Below are 17,253 nucleotides of genomic sequence, written 5' to 3' on the forward strand. Positions count from 1 at the left end.
GGGGTGCGGTGCTCTTCAGCGGGCGGCGGGACGGACGGGCGTGCGCGAGGCCAGGGCCGCGTACGTGAGGGCGGCGACGACCGAGCCGAGGAGGGTGAGGTCGGCGCCACCGAGCGGGGCGACCAGGGGGCCGGTCCACAGCTCGGAGTCGCAGGTGAGCGCGGAGAAGGCGATTCCGGTGAGGAGGGCGGCCATGCCGGCGGGGTGGCAGCCCGCCCGGTACCAGTAGGCGCCACCGCGTCCGGCGTGCAGGGCGACGGCGTCGTAACGGCAGCGTCGCAGCCCCATGTCGGTGAGGAAGACGCCGCTCCACGGGGCGAAGACGATGATCAGCAGGGAGAGGAACGACAGCAGCGACTCGGTGAAGTCGGCGAAGAACAGGGCCCACAGGGAGCCGGCGGCCGTGACGGCGGCGCTGATGAGGATGGCCCGCGACCGGCTCCAGGGGATGCCGAGCACCTGGAGGTTCAGGCTGGAGGAGTAGAGCGTGATGATCGAGTTGGTGACGGAGCCCAGCAGGACCAGGGCCAGGAAGACCGGCTGGAACCAGCCGGGCAGGAGCCCCTCGGTGCCCGCCACCGCGTCGGTCATGTCCGTCTGGGTGGCGGCGGCGACGCCGGCCACACCGAGCGCGACCGAGGAGAGGAAGCCGCCGAGGGCGCCGCTCCAGGTGATCGAACGCAGCGAGGTGGTCCCGGGCAGGTAGCGGGTGTAGTCGGCGGGCATCGGCACGTACGAGAACGGGCTCGCCAGCACGACGACGAAGGCGAGGGACCAGCCGGCCGCGCCGGGGCCGGTTGCGGGGGCGGCGGTGTCGGCGCCGGGCAGGACGAAGACGAGCAGCGCGGCGAAGCCGGCGGCGAGGGCGTACGCCATCCAGCGTTCGGCGAACTGCACGGTGGCGTGGCCCCACATGGCGACGGCGAAGGTCAGGGTGAGGGTGACCAGCAGGGCGAGGGCGCGGGCGGTGTCGCCGCCCTGCCAGCCGATCTCGGCGAAGAAGACCTCCAGGGCCAGGGTGCCGACCACCGTGTTGACGATGGTGTACCCGATGCTGACGACCCAGTTGAGCACTCCGGCGGGCCAGTTGCCGCGCGTGCCGAAAGCGGCTCGGGAGATGACGAGGGTGGCGGTTCCGGTACGGATTCCGCTGAGGCCGGCGGCGCTGATGACGAAGAAGGCCAGACCGCCGACGACCACCACGGCGGTCGCCTGCCAGAAGGACAGGCCGAAGGCGACGGCGAGCGCGCCGTTGATGACGTAGGTGAAGGTCAGGTTCGAGCCGAACCAGAGCCAGAAGAGGTCCTTGGCGCTGCCGTGCCGTTCCTCGTCGGGGATGCGGTCGATGCCGTGGGTCTCGACCCGGAACACCTCGTCGCTTCGCTGCTGCTCTGCCGTGTGCGTCGCCATGCCACTCCCACCAGACCTTGAATGCCGTTCTAAGAGTTAGAACGGCATTCAAGATGCGGTGTCGCTCCCCCACCCGTCAAGACCCCGGCGCGAATCCGCGGCTAAGGTCGTGGCATCGGGTACGGACGGCGGGTACGGCGGAGGGGAAACGGGTGGCGGGAGCGGCGCGACGGCGCGACGGGCACATCGCCCAGGAGCGGATGCTCGAGGAGGCCATGGCACTCATCGCCGAGCACGGCCTGGCCGCGCTCACCATGTCCGCGCTCGCCGAGCGGCTGGACACCAGCGGCGGCCACATCCTGTACTACTTCGGCAGCAAGGACCGGCTGCTGCTGGAGGCGCTGCGCTGGAGCGAGAGCGACCTCGCCGGGGAGCGCCGGCTCCTGCTGGGACGCCGTACGACGGCGGAGCGCAAGCTCGACCAGTTCCTGGAGCTGTACCTGCCGCGCGGACCGCGCGACCCGCGCTGGATGCTGTGGATCGAGCTCTGGGCCCGTACGGCGGCGAACGAGGACCTGCGCCAGGCCCAGGAGGAGATGGACCGGGGCTGGCAGCGGGATCTGGAGGCGCTGCTCGCCAGGGGCGTGGAGCGCGCCCGCTTCGCCCCGATGGACATACCCGTGCACGCCTCGCAGCTCCTGGCGCTGCTGGACGGACTGAGCACCCGCGTCGTACTGGGCCAGCCCGACGGCGACCGGGGCCGGGCTCTGGCGGCGGCGCGATCGGCGGCGGCCCTGCTGATCCCCCGGCCGGCCGGGTAGCCCGGCCGCGCGGCTGCGCGCGCGGCCCGGTGACCGTGCCGCGCCGCCCGGCGGCTCAGTATCCGGCCGGGCGCACCAGGCCGGTCTCGTACGCGAAGACGGCGGCCTGAGTCCGGTCGCGCAGCCCGAGTTTGAGCAGGATGCGGCTGACGTGGGTCTTGACGGTCTGCTCCGCCACCACCAGCCGCCCGGCGATCTCCGCGTTCGACAGGCCCTGCGCGATCAGGGACAGCACCTCCGTCCCGCGTTCCGTCAGGTCGCCGACGCGGTCCTTGAGCGGGGCGCGGGGCGTACCGCTCAGCCGGGAGAACTCGGTGATCAGACGCTTCGTGACGTTCGGGGCGAGCAGGGCGTCGCCGGCCGCCACCACCCTTACCGCCTGGGCGAGTTCGGCGGCCGAGGCGTCCTTCGCCGGGAAGGCCCGGGCGCCGAACTCGGGCGAGACCGGGTCCGCCCCCAGCCCGACCGTGGTGCAGGGCAGGCGCAGCCGTGCGTGCGGGACAGGGGCGAGCCAGTCGCCCGCGCCGCGCCCGGCCCAGACCGTCGCGCGCGTGCGCATCCCGGTGGCGTTGTCGGCGCCGGCGCCGGGGCTGCCGTACAGAACGATGTGCGCGACGTCGAGCCCGGGGGCGGCCCGGCCGCAGACCACGGCTCCGTAGGAGTGGCACAGCAAGGACGTACGGGCGGCGGGTCTGGTCGCGCGCAGCTGCGCCACGAACCGGCGCAGCGCGGGGGCGGCGGCGTCCGCGCGGCCGGGGGTCAGCACCTGCGGGCTCACCGTGCCCGGCGTCCTGTACCCGAGCCAGGCCACGACGGCGGACCGGCCGCCCAGTTCCCGCTGGAGCGCCGCGGCGCCGGCCCGCAGGCGTCCGTACCGGTCGAGGCCGGTGTCCGAGCCGGGGACCAGCACGGCCATCCGTCCGGCCCGCGACAGGTCGCCGAAGACCTCGGCGGTGCGGCCGCCGTCTCGGCCGTCGAAGGAGAGGAAGCGGCGCTCCGGGCCGGCCATGGCCCGCAGTACGGCTGCCCGCTTCCAGTCGCCGTGGTCCGCGGCCGCGCGCTCGGCGTCCCGGATGCCGTCCCGGTTGGCGGCGTACCGCTCGGCGAGGTCCGCAGGGGTGGCGTCCCGCAGCGGGGCGAGGGCGGCGGGGGCGGGCGCCGGGACGGCGGACGGGCGGGCCGCGCCGGACACCGGCACGGCCACCGAGGCGATGACGAGCGCGGCGAGGAGGGCGCGGCGGGGGCGGCCGCGGGGGCGGGACGCCATGGAGGGTGGTCCTTCCGTACCGGATTCATTCGTGCTTCCGGTGAGGAAGTTATGGATCACGCCTCGTGGTCGGCGTCCCGCCCGGGAGGGCACCTGACGCGTAGCTCCGAAGTACTACGGGGTAGGGGCTGCCGGTCCTCCGGGTGCGCGTCAGTGCGCGTTCTCGGTCGGGCGGAGGTCCTTGGGGATCTTCGCCCAGGTGAGCGCCGCCGCCGCGAGGGGCAGCGTCGCGGCGAGCAGGAAGGTCGGCGTCATGCCCTGGGTGAAGGCCGTGGAGACCTTGTCGAGCAGTGCCGCGCCGGCCGGGCCGCCGGTCAGGTCGGCCAAGTGCGCGGCCTCACCGACGGAGTCACGCACAGCCGCCGTCGCCGCGCCGTCCAGGCCGAGTTCGGGCAGGTGCGCCCGGTACAGCGCGGAGGCGACGCTGCCCAGGATGGCGACGCCCATCGCCGCGCCGAGTTCGTAGCAGGTCTCCTCGATGGCGGCGGCGCCGCTGACGTCGCGGGAGGGGGCGGCCGCCATGAGGGTGACCGAGGCGACCGTGGTGGCGATGCCGACGCCGCAGCCGAGCACGGCCAGCGAGAAGGCGACGGACGGGTAGCCGAGGGCGCCGGCCCGCTGGAACACCCAGGGCAGCGCGAGTCCGGCGGTCATCATCAGCAGTCCGCCGCCGAGCACGTGACGGATCGGCAGCCGGTGCATCAGGGCCGGGGTCACCAGCGAGGTGACGACCAGCCCCAGGGGCGCGGGCAGCAGCCGCACGCCGGCTTCCAGCGGGGTGTAGCCCTCGCCGTACTGGAACCACTGGGTGATCAGGAACAGCGCCGAACCGAGTGCGATCATCCCGAGGAAGATCGCGGCGGCGGCGATGCTGAACGACCGGCTCGCGAACAGCCGTACCTGCAGCAGGGGTTGCTCCAGCCTCAGTTGACGGCGTACGAACACGGTCAGCGCGATCGCCGCGAGGCCCAGCAGGGCCCAGGCGACCGGGTCGGCCGGGCCGCCCTTGCCGAGCTGCTTGATGCCGCCGGCGAGGGCGAGCATGCCGACGACCGACTCCCCGACGCCCCACCAGTCCCAGCGCCCTTCCCTCGGGCGGCGCGACTCGGGCAGCAGCCACAGGCCGAACGCGATGACGGCCAGGGCGACCGGGATGTTGAGCAGGAACGCGGACTGCCAGCCGTTCTTCTCCACCAGCAGACCGCCCACCACCGGGCCGAGCGCCATGCCGCCGCCGAACACCGCGGCCCAGACCGCGTACGCGAGGGCACGCTCGCGGGCGTCGGTGAAGACGTGCCGCAGGATCGACAGGGTCGACGGCATGATGGCCGCGCCGCCGACGCCGAGCAGCGCGCGGGCGGCGATGACCTGCCACGGCGCGGTGGCGAACACGGCGATCAGCGAGGCGAGCGCGAAGACGGCGAAGCCGATGAGCAGCATGCGCTTGCGTCCCCAGCGGTCGCCGAGCGCGCCGGCGGTGACCAGCACACCGGAGAGCGCGAGCGCGTACACGTCGATGATCCACAGCTGCTGCACGGAGCTGGGCCGGAGGTCGGCCACGAGGGAGGGGAAGGCGACGTTGAGGATCGTGGTGTCCATCGCGATCAGCAGCAGGCTGCCGGAGAGGATCGTGAGGACGGCCCAGCGCCGGGGATCGAGCTGAGCCCGGGTGTCTTGCCGGGCGGGGGCGGGGTGCATGGGGTTCCTGTTCGGGTCGTGCCGGAGGGTGCCTGGTGACACCGTGCGGTCTCGCTTGAGACATCAGTGTCTCAAATAAGACGCCAATGCGCACGTCCCTTGCGAGGGCGCGCCCTTATAGAGCGATTTGCACCTCTATGCCCCGTCGGTGGGGCGAGCGAGTACCGAGCGAGCGGTGCGCGGGCGGGGGCGCGGTGCGGTCCGTAATCCCCGGGACCGCGTCGGGCCCCCTCGTGCGATGCTGGTGAACATGACCTTGGAGGACCTGGTCCGGCTGCGGCGCGCCCGGGACACGATGGACCGCGACTACGCGCGGCCGCTGGACGTCCCGGCGCTGGCGCGCGGCGCCCTCATGTCGTCGGGCCACTTCTCCCGCAGCTTTCGCGCCGCCTTCGGGGAGACGCCGTACAGCTACCTGATGACACGGCGGATCGAGCGGGCCAAGGCGCTGCTGCGGCGGGGCGACCTGTCCGTCACGGACGTCTGCTTCGCGGTCGGCTGCACGTCGTTGGGGTCCTTCAGCTCGCGGTTCACCGAGCTGGTCGGCGAGAGCCCGAGCGCGTACCGGGCCCGTAGTCACGACGAGGGCGCCGCCCTGCCGGCCTGCGTCGCGAAGGTGTACACGCGACCGGTCAGGAACGGAGAAGCGAAACACACCCCCCGCCCGTAGCGTGAAACGCATGGACATCAAGCTTTCGCAGTGCTTCATCGCCGTCGACGACCATGACAAGGCGCTCGCGTTCTACCGTGACGTTCTCGGCCTGGAGGTGCGCAACGACGTCGGGTTCGAGGGGATGCGCTGGGTGACCGTGGGCTCACCGTCGCAGCCCGATGTGGACATCGTCCTCGAACCGCCGCTCGCGGACCCGAACGCCTCGCCCGCCGACCGGCAGGCCATGGCGGAGCTGCTCGCCAAGGGCCTGCTGCGCGCCGTCATCTTCAGGACCGACGACTGCGACGCCACTTTCGAGCGCGTCCGCGCCGTCGGCGCCGAGGTGCTCCAGGAGCCGGTCGACCAGCCCTACGGCGTCCGGGACTGCGCCTTCCGCGACCCCTCCGGCAATATGCTGCGCTTCAACCAGCCCCGCACGCAGTGAACTTGGACGCCCCGGCCCTCGCTCCGGCCGCGGCCCCGGCCGGAGCGCGCATACAGCCACGCCCGACAGATGGAGAGACCAGATGAGCAAGGCCACGCCGACGGCCAAGCGGTCGCCCGCGCCGCACGTCGCCGACAGCCAGGACATGATCCGGGTGCACGGCGCGCGCGAGAACAACCTCAAGGACGTCAGCGTCGAGATCCCCAAGCGCCGGCTGACGGTGTTCACGGGCGTCTCCGGCTCGGGCAAGAGCTCCCTGGTGTTCGACACGATCGCCGCGGAGTCGCAGCGGCTGATCAACGAGACGTACAGCGCCTTCGTGCAGGGCTTCATGCCGACGCAGGCGCGGCCCGAGGTGGACGTACTGGAAGGGCTGACGACCGCGATCATCGTCGACCAGCAGCGGATGGGCGCCGACCCCCGCTCGACGGTCGGCACGGCCACCGACGCCAACGCGATGCTGCGCATCCTCTTCAGCCGGCTCGGCAAGCCGCACATCGGCCCGCCGAGCGCGTACTCCTTCAACACCGCCTCGGTGCGGGCGAGCGGCGCGATCACCGTCCAGCGCGGCGACAAGACCAAGGCCGAGAAGGCGACGTTCGAGCGCACCGGCGGCATGTGCACGCGCTGCGAGGGCCGGGGCTCGGTCTCCGACATCGACCTCGCCCAGCTGTACGACGACTCCAAGTCCATCGCCGAGGGCGCGTTCACCATCCCCGGCTGGAAGTCGGACAACGTGTGGACCGTGGGGATCTACGCCGAGTCGGGCTTCCTCGATCCGAACAAGCCGATCCGCAGGTACACCAAGAGGGAGATGCAGGACTTCCTCTACCGCGAGCCGACCAAGGTGAAGGTCAACGGGGTCAACCTCACCTACGAGGGGCTGATCCCCAAGATCCAGAAGTCGTTCCTGTCCAAGGACAAGGAGGCGATGCAGCCGCACATCCGGGCGTTCGTGGAGCGGGCGGTCACCTTCACCACCTGTCCCGAGTGCGACGGTACCCGGCTCAGCGAGGGGGCCCGTACCTCGAAGATCAAGCGGATCAGCATCGCCGACGCCTGCGCGATGGAGATCCGGGACCTGGCCGAGTGGGTCCGGGGCCTCAAGGAGCCGTCGGTGGCGCCGCTGCTCACCGCGCTGCAGCAGACCCTCGACTCGTTCGTGGAGATCGGCCTGGGCTACCTCGCGCTGGAGCGGCCGGCGGGCACACTGTCCGGCGGTGAGGCGCAGCGCGTCAAGATGATCCGCCAGCTCGGTTCCTCGCTCACCGATGTCACCTACGTCTTCGACGAGCCCACCATCGGCCTGCACCCCCATGACATCCAGCGGATGAACGACCTGCTGCTGCGGCTGCGCGACAAGGGCAACACCGTGCTGGTCGTGGAGCACAAACCGGAGATGATCGCGATCGCCGACCACGTCGTCGACCTCGGCCCCGGCGCCGGTACGGCGGGCGGCACCGTCTGCTTCGAGGGCACCGTCGAGGGGCTGCGGGCCGGCGGCACCGTGACCGGCCGCCACCTCGGCGACCGGGCCGCCGTGAAGAAGACGGTGCGCGAGCCGAACGGCACGCTGGAGATCCGCGGCGCCTCGGCGAACAACCTGCGCGACGTCGACGTCGACATCCCGCTCGGGGTGCTCACCGTCGTCACCGGCGTGGCGGGCTCCGGCAAAAGTTCGCTGGTGCACGGGTCGCTGCCGCGGCAGGCCGCCGACGCGGGCGTGGTGTCGGTCGACCAGAGCCCGATCCGTGGCTCCAGGCGCAGCAACCCGGCGACGTACACCGGTCTGCTGGATCCGATCCGCAAGGCGTTCGCGAAGGTCAACGGCGTGAAGCCGGCGCTGTTCAGCGCCAACTCCGAGGGCGCCTGCCCCACGTGCAACGGAGCCGGCGTCGTCTACACCGACCTGGCGATGATGGCCGGCGTGGCCAGTCCCTGCGAGGAGTGCGAGGGCAAGCGGTTCCAGGCAGCGGTACTGGAGTACCACCTCGGCGGCCGCGACATCAGCGAGGTCCTCGCGATGTCGGTGACCGAGGCCGAGGAGTTCTTCGGCGCCGGCGAGGCGGCCACACCGGCCGCGCACCGCATCCTCGGCCGGCTCGTCGACGTCGGGCTCGGCTACCTGAGTCTGGGCCAGCCGCTCACCACGCTGTCCGGCGGCGAGCGGCAGCGGCTGAAGCTGGCCACCCACATGGCGGAGAAGGGCGGCGTCTACATCCTCGACGAGCCGACCGCCGGCCTCCACCTCGCCGACGTCGAGCAGTTGCTCGGCCTGCTCGACCGGCTCGTCGACTCCGGCAAGTCGGTCATCGTCGTCGAGCACCACCAGGCGGTCATGGCGCACGCCGACTGGATCGTCGACCTGGGCCCCGGCGCCGGCCACGACGGAGGCCGGATCGTGTACCAGGGCACGCCCGCCGACCTCGTCGCCGGCCGCTCCACCCTCACCGGCGAACACCTCGCGGCGTACGTCGGCGCCTGACCGGGGCCGCGCCGCACCGTCCGCCAGCCCGGCCGGCCCACCGGCCGGGCTGGCACGGCTTGCGCGGGCGCGGCATAGAATGACCGAATGATCTTCATTGTTGTCAAGTTTCCCGTGAAGTCCGAGTACGCCGACGCATGGCCGAAGCACGTCGCGGCCTTCACCGAGGCCACCCGGGCCGAGCCGGGGAACCTGTGGTTCGAGTGGTCGCGCAGTGTCGAGGACCCGAACACGTACGTGCTGGTCGAGGCGTTCCAGGACGACGCGGCCGCGGCTCATGTCAATTCCCGCCATTTCCGGGCCGCGTTGGACACGATGCGTCCCCTGGTCCGCCGTACACCCGACATCGTCAGCACGTCCATCGAGGGCGCCGACGGGTGGAGCGCGATGGGCGAACTCCGGATCGACTGACAACGGACGGGGCAGTACGTGGCGGCTCACCGTTCGCGGGCCACCCGCCCCTGCCGACGCTCGGGCCGGCTCGCGCCGCTGACGGCCGCTCAGGCCAGCTGGCGGCGCACCAGTTCGCGCAGGCGGCCGCCGGGGTCGGCCAGCAGCCGGGCCGGCGGCCCCTGTTCGACGACCTTGCCGTCCGCCATGACGATCACGCGGTCGGCGTCCATGACCGTGCTCAGCCGGTGGGCGATCACCAGGCGGCCTGCGCTCAGCCGGCGCGTGCTCTCCATGACGATGCGCTGGGTCTCGTTGTCCAGCGCGCTGGTCGCCTCGTCGAAGAAGAGGACGCGCGGGCGGCGCACCAGCGCCTGAGCGATCATCAGGCGCTGCCGCTGTCCGCCCGAGATGGCGCCGCCGCCGGAGATCATCGTGTGCAGCCCCATCGGCATGCGCCGGATGTCCTCGGCCAGACCCGCCATCTCGGCCGCCTCCCAGACCTCCTCCTGGGAGAAGACCTCGGCGCCGCTGATGCACTCCAGGATCGATCCGGTGAGCGGCTGCGCGTTCTGCAGGACGACGCCGCACTGACGGCGTACGGCCGCCTGGTCGAGCGCCGCCAGGTCCTGGCCGTCGTACAGCACACTGCCCGAGACCGGCCGGTCGAAGCCGATGAGCAGCCGCAGCAGGGTCGACTTGCCGCAGCCGCTGGGCCCGACGACGGCCACGAACTCGCCCGGCCGCACCTCGAGCGACACGTCGTCGAGGACCAGGGGCCCGTCGTCGGTGTAGCGGAACGAGAGGTTGCGGGCCTCGACGGCGCCGCTCAGGGCGCCGGGCTGCGCGCTCGTGCCGCGTACCTCCGGGACCTCGTCGAGGACCGGCTTGATCTGTTCGAACATGGGCAGGACGGCGGCGACCGAGATGAGCGCGCCGGTGAGCTGGGTGACCGAGGTCAGCAGCATGGTGACGGCCGTGCTGAAGGTCAGGAAGGCGCCGGCGGACATGCTGCCCCGGGCGGGCCCCGCCAGCAGCATGAACATGATGAGCGAGCAGAGCGGCAGGTAGACGGCGTCGAGGACCGTGGTGAGGTTCCTGATGCGGCCCGCGCGCTGCTGGAGTTCGCGGGAGCGGGCGAACTCGCGGGCCCAGGCGGCGTACGCGAAACTCTCGGCGGCGGCGACCCGCAGCTTGGGCAGTCCCCGCAGGGTCTGGAACGCCTGGTTGTTGAGCTTGTTGCCGAGCTCGACCAGCCGCCGCTGCCAGCGCACCTGCCACAGGCCCATCCCGAGGAACACGGCGCCGATGACCACCAGCATGGCGATCGCCGCCAGTGCCAGCGGCACGCTGAACCAGAACAGCAGCACGACGTTCATCGCGCCCACGGTGCTCGCCTGCACGGCCACCGGGCCGAGTCCGGACAGCACTCTGCGGATGGCACTGATGCCCATGGCCGCGCTCGCCAGTTCCCCGGTGGAGCGCTCGGTGAAGAACTTCGCCGGCAGCCTCAGCAGCCGGTCCCAGACGGCCGGCTGAAGGGTGGCCTCGACGCGGCCTTCCATCCGGAGGATGGTGAGGTTCTGCAGCAGCATGAACGACGCCGTGACGATGCTGGTGATCATGACGGCGAGGGAGACCTGGACGATGAGGCCGCTCTCGGCGTTCGGTACGTACACGCCGAGCACCTGGCCGGTCGCGATCGGGACGAGACCGCCGAGGCCGACCGTCACCAGACCGCTCAGGAGCAGGTTCCGCAGGTCGAGGCGGGTGTCACGGAGGCTGAAGCGCAGCAGCCGCCACAGGGTCGCGGGCCGGTCGGGCAGAGGCCGGTAGAACATGACCGCGCGCGGCTGGAAGTCGTCCGCGTTGTCCTTGCCGACCCGGATCCGCAGGCCCGAGGCCGGGTTGAGCGCCTCGTACCCTCCGCGCCGCCACACCAGCGCGACGGGCGCGCCGGACTTGGCGCGGTGCCCGACCAGGGGCCCGGAGTTCACCCGCCACCAGCGCCCGTCGAGCCGTACGTCGCGGGTGCGGACCCGGGAGTGCAGCGCGATGCGTTCGACGGGGGTGACGCGGTCGTCGGCCGCGCCGCCCTTCGGCGGCTCGGTGAGGGTGATGCCCGCCGCCCGCGCGACCCGGTTGCAGACGGCGAAGGTCGCGTCGTCGCTCGCGCGGTCGGTGGCCGCCGTACCGCGTCCGGACCGGTCGGGGCGGCCGATGGAGGCGACCAGGGCCTGGTCCGCCCGTTCGCGCACGGCCGCGCCGGCCTTGATGCCGGCCGCCGTCCGGTCCTCGTGGGCGCGCTCCAGTTCCTCGATCCAGTGGTCGACGGCGGACAGCAGCCGGTACTGCTGGTTCACCAGCTGCTGCCACATCGCGGTCTCGATCAGCAGATCACCGGCGGCCTCGTGGCCGTAGGAGGCGCCGTACTGCACGCTGCCGGGCGAGACCGGCATCCACAGGACGTCGTCGTCGGCCACCGGCCCCTCGATGTCCGGCCGGCCGTCCAGCGGGGCCTGGAAGAGCACGCCCAGGCCGCGCCCGACGCCGAGCGCGAAGGCGTGGTCGAGCGGGCTCTCGTACGCCGCGCCGGCGTCCCCGTAGCCATGGGCGTAGCTCTCGGCGTACTGCGGCTGCCGGTGCAGCTCCCGCAGCGGGATCCGCCGCAGCACGCAGTCCTGCGACGGCCGGCCGAGCAGGGTGTGCTGGGGGCCTTCGACGGGGCCGAGCAGCAGTGTCCCCGCTTCGAGGCGGCCGAGGAAGTGCCAGTGGCCCCGCTGGACGGCGTCGACCGCGAACAGGTCGAGCGCGCCGCCCACGACGAGCCACAGCACCTGCGGCCCCTCCAGCGGCAGGCTGCGCAGTCCGGCGCAGTCGACGGGCGCGCCGAGGCCGCCGAGCGCGTAGGTCACCGCGTCGGCCCCCTGCGGGCTCTCGACGGCGGGCGGGTGTACGGACGACATGTCAGTGCTCCTTGACCAGCTCGGCGTACGCCCCGCCGGCGGCGACCAGGTCCTCGTGGCGGCCGCGCTCGACGACCGCGCCGTGGTCGAGCACCACGATCTCGTCGCTGTCGCGCACCGTGCTCAGCCGGTGGGCGATGACGACGCAGGCGCAGCCGCGCCGCCGCAGGTTGTCGATGATGACCCGCTCGGTCTCGGCGTCCAGGGCGCTCGTCACCTCGTCGAGCACGAGGACGCTGGGCCGCCTCACCAGCGCGCGGGCGATCTCCAGGCGCTGGCGCTGCCCGCCGGAGAAGTTGCGGCCGTCCTGCTCGACGCGGCTGTGGATGCCGTCGGGGCGCCGCGCGATCACGTCGTACAGAGCGGCGTCCTGGAGGGCGGTGACGACGGCCTCGTCCGGGATGGAGGGGTCCCAGAGCGCGACGTTGTCCCGGACCGTGCCCTCGAAGAGGAAGACGTCCTGGTCGACGAAGGAGACGGAGGCGGCCAGCGCGCTGCGGGAGATGTCCTCCAGCCGCTGCCCGTCGATCCGGATCGTCCCCTCCCAGGGGGTGTAGAGCCCGGAGATCAGCCGGGAGACGGTCGACTTGCCGCTGCCCGACCCGCCGACGAGGGCGACCTGCTGCCCGGGGCCGACCGCCAGCGAGAAGCCGGTGAGCAGCGGTTTGTCCAGCGGGCTGTAGCCGAAGGTGATGTCGGTGAGCGTCACGTGCCCGGTGAGCCTGCGGGTGCTCTCGTCCGGCTCGCGGCGCGAGTACAGGACGTCGACAGGGAAGCTCTCGACGTCCTTCAGCCGCGCCACGTCGGCGGCGAAGTCCTGGATGCGTCCCGCCACCCCGTTGAGCCGGCTGATGGGCGCGGTGAAACGGGCGACCAGCGCCTGGAAGGCGACCAGCAGACCGATGGAGATGTGGCCCTCGACGGCCCGCAGGCCGCCGATCCACAGGATCAGCGCGCTGTTGAGGGTGGCGAGCGTGGGCGCGACGACGGCCAGGAACGCGCTCGGCACGCCGAGGCGCTGCTGCACGTCCAGGGTGGTCGCGTGCTGCCCGGCCCAGCGGCGGAAGAACCCGTTCTCGCCGCCGGTCGCCTTCATCGTCTCGATCAGCTGGAGCCCGGTGTACGACGTGTTGGTCAGCCGGGCGCTGTCCGCGCGCAGCTTCTGCGTGTGGGTGGCCCGCAGCCGGATCACGACGCGCATGGCGACGACGTTGAGCAGCGCGACGACGACGCCGACGAGCGTCAGCTGGGGGTCGTACGTCCACATCAGGAGGGCGTAGAGGATCACGACCACCCCGTCGACCCCCGCGGCGGCGAGGTCGCGTGCCAGCGTCTCGGCGACGGCGTCGTTGGACTGCAGGCGCTGGACGAGGTCGGCCGGGCTGCGCTGCGCGAAGAAGGTGACGGGCAGCCGCAGCAGGTGCCGCAGGAAGCGGGCGCTGCTGAGGGTGGAGGAGATGATGCGTCCGCGCAGCAGGTTCGCCTGCTGAAGCCCGGTCAGTACGGCGGTGAGCGCCACCATGGCCGCCATCGAGGCGAAGAGCGGCCCCAGCATCGACGTCTGCTCACCGATCAGGAACATGTCGATGTACGTACGGCTCAGCGCGGGCACCGCCGCGCCGACGGCGACCAGCAGCAGGCTGGCGAGCAGCGCGGCGAGCAGGGTGCCGGTGGTTCTGCGCATGCGGGCGGGGACGGCGCTCATCACGCCGGGCCTGCGGCCGCCGCGCCGGAAGGACTCGCCGGGCTCGAAGACGAGGACGACGCCGGTGAAGCTGGTGTCGAAGTCCTCCGACGGGACGAAACGGCGGCCCTTGTCGGGGTCGTTGATGTGCACGCCCCGGCGGCCGAACCTGCGCCCCGTGCCGTCGTAGACGACGTAGTGGTTGAACTCCCAGAAGAGGATGGCGGGCGCCTGGACCTCGGCGAGGGCCGCCGACTCCATCTGCATGCCCTTGGCCTGGAGGCCGTAACCGCGCGCGGCCTTGAGCAGGTTGCTGGCGCGTGAGCCGTCGCGCGAGACTCCGCAGGCGATGCGGAGCTCTTCGAGCGGCACGTGGCGGCCGTAATGGGCGAGCACCATGGCCAGCGCGGCGGCGCCGCACTCCACCGCCTCCATCTGGAGGACCGTGGGCGTACGGACCGCCTTGCGCTTCTTGACCTGTACGGGCCGCGCGCGGCGGCGGCCGGTGGCCGGCTCGGGGCGGTGCCTGCGGCGGCCCGGCGGGGGCGACTGCGGCTGGGACGGCGCCGCGGACGGGTGCGGTGGGGTCACGGAAGCAGCCAATCGATCGGGCGCTGCTCGGCGAGGTGGACGGAGCCGGTGGCGAGGGTCATGGACTCGACGGCGTACGGCGGCCCCTGGGAAGTCGACCAGGCGTAGCCCGACTTCGAGGCGCCGGACCGCTCCAGCCGTACGAGCACGGAGACGGGCTGGCCCTGCCGGGAGAACTCCTCGCCGAGCTGGCCGCTGCCGAGGAAGGCGGTGATGCGCTGGCGGGTCTGGGCGGTCCTGCCGACGGCCTGGACCCGGCCGCGCAGTACGCCGTACCGCTGCGCCGCGACGGACTGGACGGTCAGGTCGACGGCGGCGCCGACGGGCACGGTGGAGCCGCGTTCGGCCGGTACGTACAGCATGGCCATGAGGGGGTCGTCGGCGTTCTTCACGCGTTCGACCGCCGCCACGTCCGCTCCGGTGGTCACCACGGAGCCGATGGCGGCGACCAGCGCCGTCAGCCGGCCTGCCGCGATGGTGCGTACGACGGTGTCGCCCCGGGCGGTACGGACCTTGAGCAGAGGCGCGTCCGCGGAGACCCGCTCGCCCTCTTCGGCGAGTACGGCGGTGACCTGGCCGGCGACGGGGCTCTGCAGGACGTAACTGCCCTGGGCGTAGGTGAGGATGCCGGGGGCGGCGACCGTGGAGGAGACGGTGCCGGTGACGGCCCAGACGGCCGAGGCGATCATGACGACGACCGTGACGGTCAGAACAAGCCAGCCCTGGGGCCGGGCGAATCGCACCGGCAGATCAATTTCCTCGGGCGATTGCAGCTTGGAAAGCGCCTGTTGGCGGAACTGCACGACACTCTTCCCTCAACCACAATGGGCCGACCGCATGGAGCCGGCGGCGCTCGGCCGCCGGGAATTCGAGGCGGCCGTACGCCCCGGGCCCTGGGTGGGTCCGGGGCGCACGGCCCGGCCGGTCGGCAAGGAGAGGACGCCGACGGGCCGTAGTCACCGCTGGTGACCGCGCCGCGGGGCGGCGCAGGGCGAACTCAGACGCCGGCGACCGTGGCGGTGGCGATGCCCGTGACCGCGCCCGTGTTGAGGCCGGTGACGCCCTCGACGGTGCCGAGGGCGGAGCCCACGGTGCCCGAGACGGGGACGACGGAGTTGAGGACGCCCGTGGCGTTGCCGACCACGCCGCCGAGGAGGCCGCCGGACACGTTGTCCAGGTCGTTGTCGGAGATTTCCTGGGTCGCAACCTGGGAGAAGTTCATGATGCGAGTTTCCCTTCGCGGTGAATATTCGAAACAACCGGGACCGCCCCTGACGGATAGGCCTCAGTGCGAAGGATCAAAGCACGTAAGCGCGTTGGGCAGCCAGTCGGGACTTTGCTCGTCCGGGCACATCTCCGCCGGGAATTACCGTGACGTGCACGGCCGTCCATGACTTGGTGACAGGTTCTTCACGGGATCGCCCGAGCTGAATGCCGAGAGCCTTCGCCGGGCCCGCGACCGATGTGGACATTCCCGCGCAGACACACATATCCGCAGGTCAGAGCAGGTGTGACTATTTGAAGACGGTGTGCCGCCTGCGCATTCGATGTGCAGATTCGACGATGTGACACGGTCATTACGGAATGCCACTGCACAACGAGGGGAGAAAACAAGCGAGTTCCTGCCGGAACGGGTCGCCCAGGTCATCGGCGACATGGGTAGGAAACCGGTCAGGAGAGAACGTCCGTCGCGAACGGCGGCAAGAGGGGACACCCATGGACCTGAGTGAGGTCACCTACCAGGATCCCGACGACGAATCAGGCGAGGCCGCGTACGCCCGGCGCGCCTGCGAACTCACCGGCATGGACCCGGAGTACGGCGTACCGGCGCTCGCCACGATCGCGCTGCGCGAGTCCGCGTCCAACCACCCGCGGTGGCGGGTCAACACCGGCGACTCCAACGCGCACGGCCCGGTCGTGTCGGACGGGCACCCGCGCGACTGCTCGCGCGGCGCGACGCAGTGCATTCCGCCGACGTTCGCCGCGTACCACCAGGAGGGCACGGCCACCACCCCGTACGACGTGGTGGCGTGCATGTGCGCCACGGTCAACTACGTGCGCGCGAGGTACGGCGTCAACCAGTCCGGGTCCGACTTCGCCGAACGCGTCCAGGCCGATCCGGACCGGCCGCCCAAGGGGTACTGAATCCCCCGCACCGGCCCGCTCACGCCTTGCGGGCCACCAGCAGCCGCCAGTGGGGGCTCCCGTCGGTACGCCGGCCGAACTCCTCCAGGGGCTGCGACCGCACCTCGAACCCGGCCCCGGCCAGGTCGTCCAGCACGCCGCGCAGCGGGAACGTCCGGTAGTACATGACGAACCTCGGCCGCCACAGCGCGTTGCGCACGCGCATGACGGAGTCGAAGCCGAGCAGTGTCCAGTACAGGGGTGAACCGATGCGCGGGGGCGCCCCGACGGGGAAGGCGAAGAGTCCGCCGGGCCGCAGCGCCCGGTGGACTCCGGCGAACAGGGCGGGCCGCTCGGCCGGCAGGAAGTGCCCGAACGCGCCGAAGCTCACCGCCAGGTCGAATTCCCCGGTGAACGGCAGGGCGCGGGCGTCCGCCCGCACCCACTCCGCCGCCGGCTCCCGGCCGTCGTCGAACGCCTCCCGGGCCGCGGCCAGCATCCCGGCGCTGAAGTCGACCCCGGTGACCCGCTCTCGGCACAGCGGGCGCAGCACCCGCGCGCCGGCACCGGTGCCGCAGCAGACGTCGAGGCCGGCGCCGAACGGGCCGAGGGGCGCCAGGGCGCCCGCGACCGCGTCCAGGAAGCGGTCGGGGGTGCGGAAGGGCGTGTGATCGAACTTCGGGGCCAGCAGGTCGTAGCCGCGCTCGATGGAGGAGAGAGCCTGCACGGTCAGCTCACGGAAGGTCGGGCCCTGGGAGGTGAACACGGGCCCAGCGTAGC

At 72.1% G+C, this 17,253-nt stretch carries 14 protein-coding genes; 6 read left to right on the forward strand and 8 right to left on the reverse strand.

Features of this window, described 5'->3' with window-relative positions:
- Nucleotides 1–15: 15 nt before the first annotated feature.
- Entirely contained in the window at nucleotides 16–1,410 is a 1,395-nt protein-coding gene (locus tag IE185_RS12730; protein ID WP_138898919.1) for a purine-cytosine permease family protein, read from the reverse strand.
- A 152-nt stretch (nucleotides 1,411–1,562) separates the two neighbouring features.
- Here IE185_RS12730 and IE185_RS12735 point away from each other — a divergent pair, with 152 nt between their 5' ends.
- The gene (locus tag IE185_RS12735) at nucleotides 1,563–2,171 is read left to right on the forward strand and encodes a TetR/AcrR family transcriptional regulator (protein ID WP_138898920.1); all 609 of its coding nucleotides are present in this window, start codon (nucleotides 1,563–1,565) and stop codon (nucleotides 2,169–2,171) included.
- Between the two features lie 55 nt (nucleotides 2,172–2,226).
- Here the strand turns inward: IE185_RS12735 and IE185_RS12745 are convergent, their stop codons facing one another.
- Both IE185_RS12745 and IE185_RS12750 read right to left on the reverse strand, forming a co-directional pair.
- A complete protein-coding gene (locus IE185_RS12745; RefSeq protein ID WP_373303719.1) occupies nucleotides 2,227–3,438 on the reverse strand; it encodes an alpha/beta hydrolase in 1,212 nt (403 codons plus the stop codon).
- A 150-nt stretch (nucleotides 3,439–3,588) separates the two neighbouring features.
- Nucleotides 3,589–5,136: an MFS transporter gene (locus IE185_RS12750; RefSeq protein ID WP_138907676.1), complete on the reverse strand. Its 1,548-nt coding sequence runs from the start codon at nucleotides 5,134–5,136 to the stop codon at nucleotides 3,589–3,591.
- Between the two features lie 250 nt (nucleotides 5,137–5,386).
- Here IE185_RS12750 and IE185_RS12755 point away from each other — a divergent pair, with 250 nt between their 5' ends.
- The 4 genes from IE185_RS12755 to IE185_RS12770 all read left to right on the forward strand — a co-directional run bounded on the left by IE185_RS12755 (nucleotide 5,387) and on the right by IE185_RS12770 (nucleotide 9,129).
- Nucleotides 5,387–5,806: a helix-turn-helix transcriptional regulator gene (locus IE185_RS12755; protein WP_138895522.1), complete on the forward strand. Its 420-nt coding sequence runs from the start codon at nucleotides 5,387–5,389 to the stop codon at nucleotides 5,804–5,806.
- Nucleotides 5,807–5,816: 10 nt separating this feature from the next.
- Nucleotides 5,817–6,233, forward strand: coding sequence for a VOC family protein (locus IE185_RS12760; protein WP_138895523.1), 417 nt, complete (start codon nucleotides 5,817–5,819; stop codon nucleotides 6,231–6,233).
- An 82-nt stretch (nucleotides 6,234–6,315) separates the two neighbouring features.
- Complete coding sequence (locus IE185_RS12765) at nucleotides 6,316–8,718, forward strand: ATP-binding cassette domain-containing protein (protein ID WP_138895524.1); 2,403 nt, start codon at nucleotides 6,316–6,318, stop codon at nucleotides 8,716–8,718.
- A gap of 87 nt (nucleotides 8,719–8,805) precedes the next feature.
- Complete coding sequence (locus tag IE185_RS12770) at nucleotides 8,806–9,129, forward strand: putative quinol monooxygenase (RefSeq protein ID WP_138895525.1); 324 nt, start codon at nucleotides 8,806–8,808, stop codon at nucleotides 9,127–9,129.
- A gap of 89 nt (nucleotides 9,130–9,218) precedes the next feature.
- On the opposite strand, the gene IE185_RS12775 is transcribed toward IE185_RS12770, so the two are convergent.
- From IE185_RS12775 to IE185_RS12790, 4 genes are all read right to left on the reverse strand, one after another.
- Nucleotides 9,219–12,074, reverse strand: coding sequence for an NHLP bacteriocin export ABC transporter permease/ATPase subunit (locus IE185_RS12775; RefSeq protein WP_138895526.1), 2,856 nt, complete (start codon nucleotides 12,072–12,074; stop codon nucleotides 9,219–9,221).
- 1 nt (nucleotide 12,075) lies between these two features.
- Nucleotides 12,076–14,349, reverse strand: a complete 2,274-nt coding sequence (locus tag IE185_RS12780) for an NHLP family bacteriocin export ABC transporter peptidase/permease/ATPase subunit (protein ID WP_138895527.1) — start codon at nucleotides 14,347–14,349, stop codon at nucleotides 12,076–12,078.
- The gene (locus tag IE185_RS12785) at nucleotides 14,346–15,152 is read right to left on the reverse strand and encodes an HlyD family efflux transporter periplasmic adaptor subunit (protein WP_138895528.1); all 807 of its coding nucleotides are present in this window, start codon (nucleotides 15,150–15,152) and stop codon (nucleotides 14,346–14,348) included. Before IE185_RS12785 ends, IE185_RS12780 begins: the two co-directional genes overlap by 4 nt.
- A gap of 194 nt (nucleotides 15,153–15,346) precedes the next feature.
- Nucleotides 15,347–15,571, reverse strand: coding sequence for a type A2 lantipeptide (locus IE185_RS12790; RefSeq protein ID WP_138895529.1), 225 nt, complete (start codon nucleotides 15,569–15,571; stop codon nucleotides 15,347–15,349).
- Between the two features lie 494 nt (nucleotides 15,572–16,065).
- Between IE185_RS12790 and IE185_RS12795 the strand changes: the two genes are divergently transcribed.
- Nucleotides 16,066–16,494: a lysozyme family protein gene (locus IE185_RS12795; RefSeq protein ID WP_138895530.1), complete on the forward strand. Its 429-nt coding sequence runs from the start codon at nucleotides 16,066–16,068 to the stop codon at nucleotides 16,492–16,494.
- 19 nt (nucleotides 16,495–16,513) lie between these two features.
- Here the strand turns inward: IE185_RS12795 and IE185_RS12800 are convergent, their stop codons facing one another.
- Nucleotides 16,514–17,239: a class I SAM-dependent methyltransferase gene (locus IE185_RS12800; RefSeq protein WP_138895531.1), complete on the reverse strand. Its 726-nt coding sequence runs from the start codon at nucleotides 17,237–17,239 to the stop codon at nucleotides 16,514–16,516.
- Nucleotides 17,240–17,253: the final 14 nt, after the last annotated feature.

Source organism: Streptomyces chryseus (genome assembly GCF_014650755.1).
Taxonomy (GTDB): domain Bacteria; phylum Actinomycetota; class Actinomycetes; order Streptomycetales; family Streptomycetaceae; genus Streptomyces; species Streptomyces chryseus.

Excerpts from the sequence above, each read along its gene's own strand:
- IE185_RS12775 (WP_138895526.1), bottom strand. The coding sequence starts at position 12,074 with ATGTCGTCCGTACACCCGCCCGCCGTCGAGAGCCCGCAGGGGGCCGAC.
- IE185_RS12750 (WP_138907676.1), bottom strand. The coding sequence starts at position 5,136 with ATGCACCCCGCCCCCGCCCGGCAAGACACCCGGGCTCAGCTCGATCCC.
- IE185_RS12795 (WP_138895530.1), top strand. The coding sequence starts at position 16,066 with ATGGACCTGAGTGAGGTCACCTACCAGGATCCCGACGACGAATCAGGC.
- IE185_RS12770 (WP_138895525.1), top strand. The coding sequence starts at position 8,806 with ATGATCTTCATTGTTGTCAAGTTTCCCGTGAAGTCCGAGTACGCCGAC.
- IE185_RS12745 (WP_373303719.1), bottom strand. The coding sequence starts at position 3,438 with ATGGCGTCCCGCCCCCGCGGCCGCCCCCGCCGCGCCCTCCTCGCCGCG.
- IE185_RS12755 (WP_138895522.1), top strand. The coding sequence starts at position 5,387 with ATGACCTTGGAGGACCTGGTCCGGCTGCGGCGCGCCCGGGACACGATG.
- IE185_RS12765 (WP_138895524.1), top strand. The coding sequence starts at position 6,316 with ATGAGCAAGGCCACGCCGACGGCCAAGCGGTCGCCCGCGCCGCACGTC.
- IE185_RS12790 (WP_138895529.1), bottom strand. The coding sequence starts at position 15,571 with ATGAACTTCTCCCAGGTTGCGACCCAGGAAATCTCCGACAACGACCTG.
- IE185_RS12730 (WP_138898919.1), bottom strand. The coding sequence starts at position 1,410 with ATGGCGACGCACACGGCAGAGCAGCAGCGAAGCGACGAGGTGTTCCGG.
- IE185_RS12760 (WP_138895523.1), top strand. The coding sequence starts at position 5,817 with ATGGACATCAAGCTTTCGCAGTGCTTCATCGCCGTCGACGACCATGAC.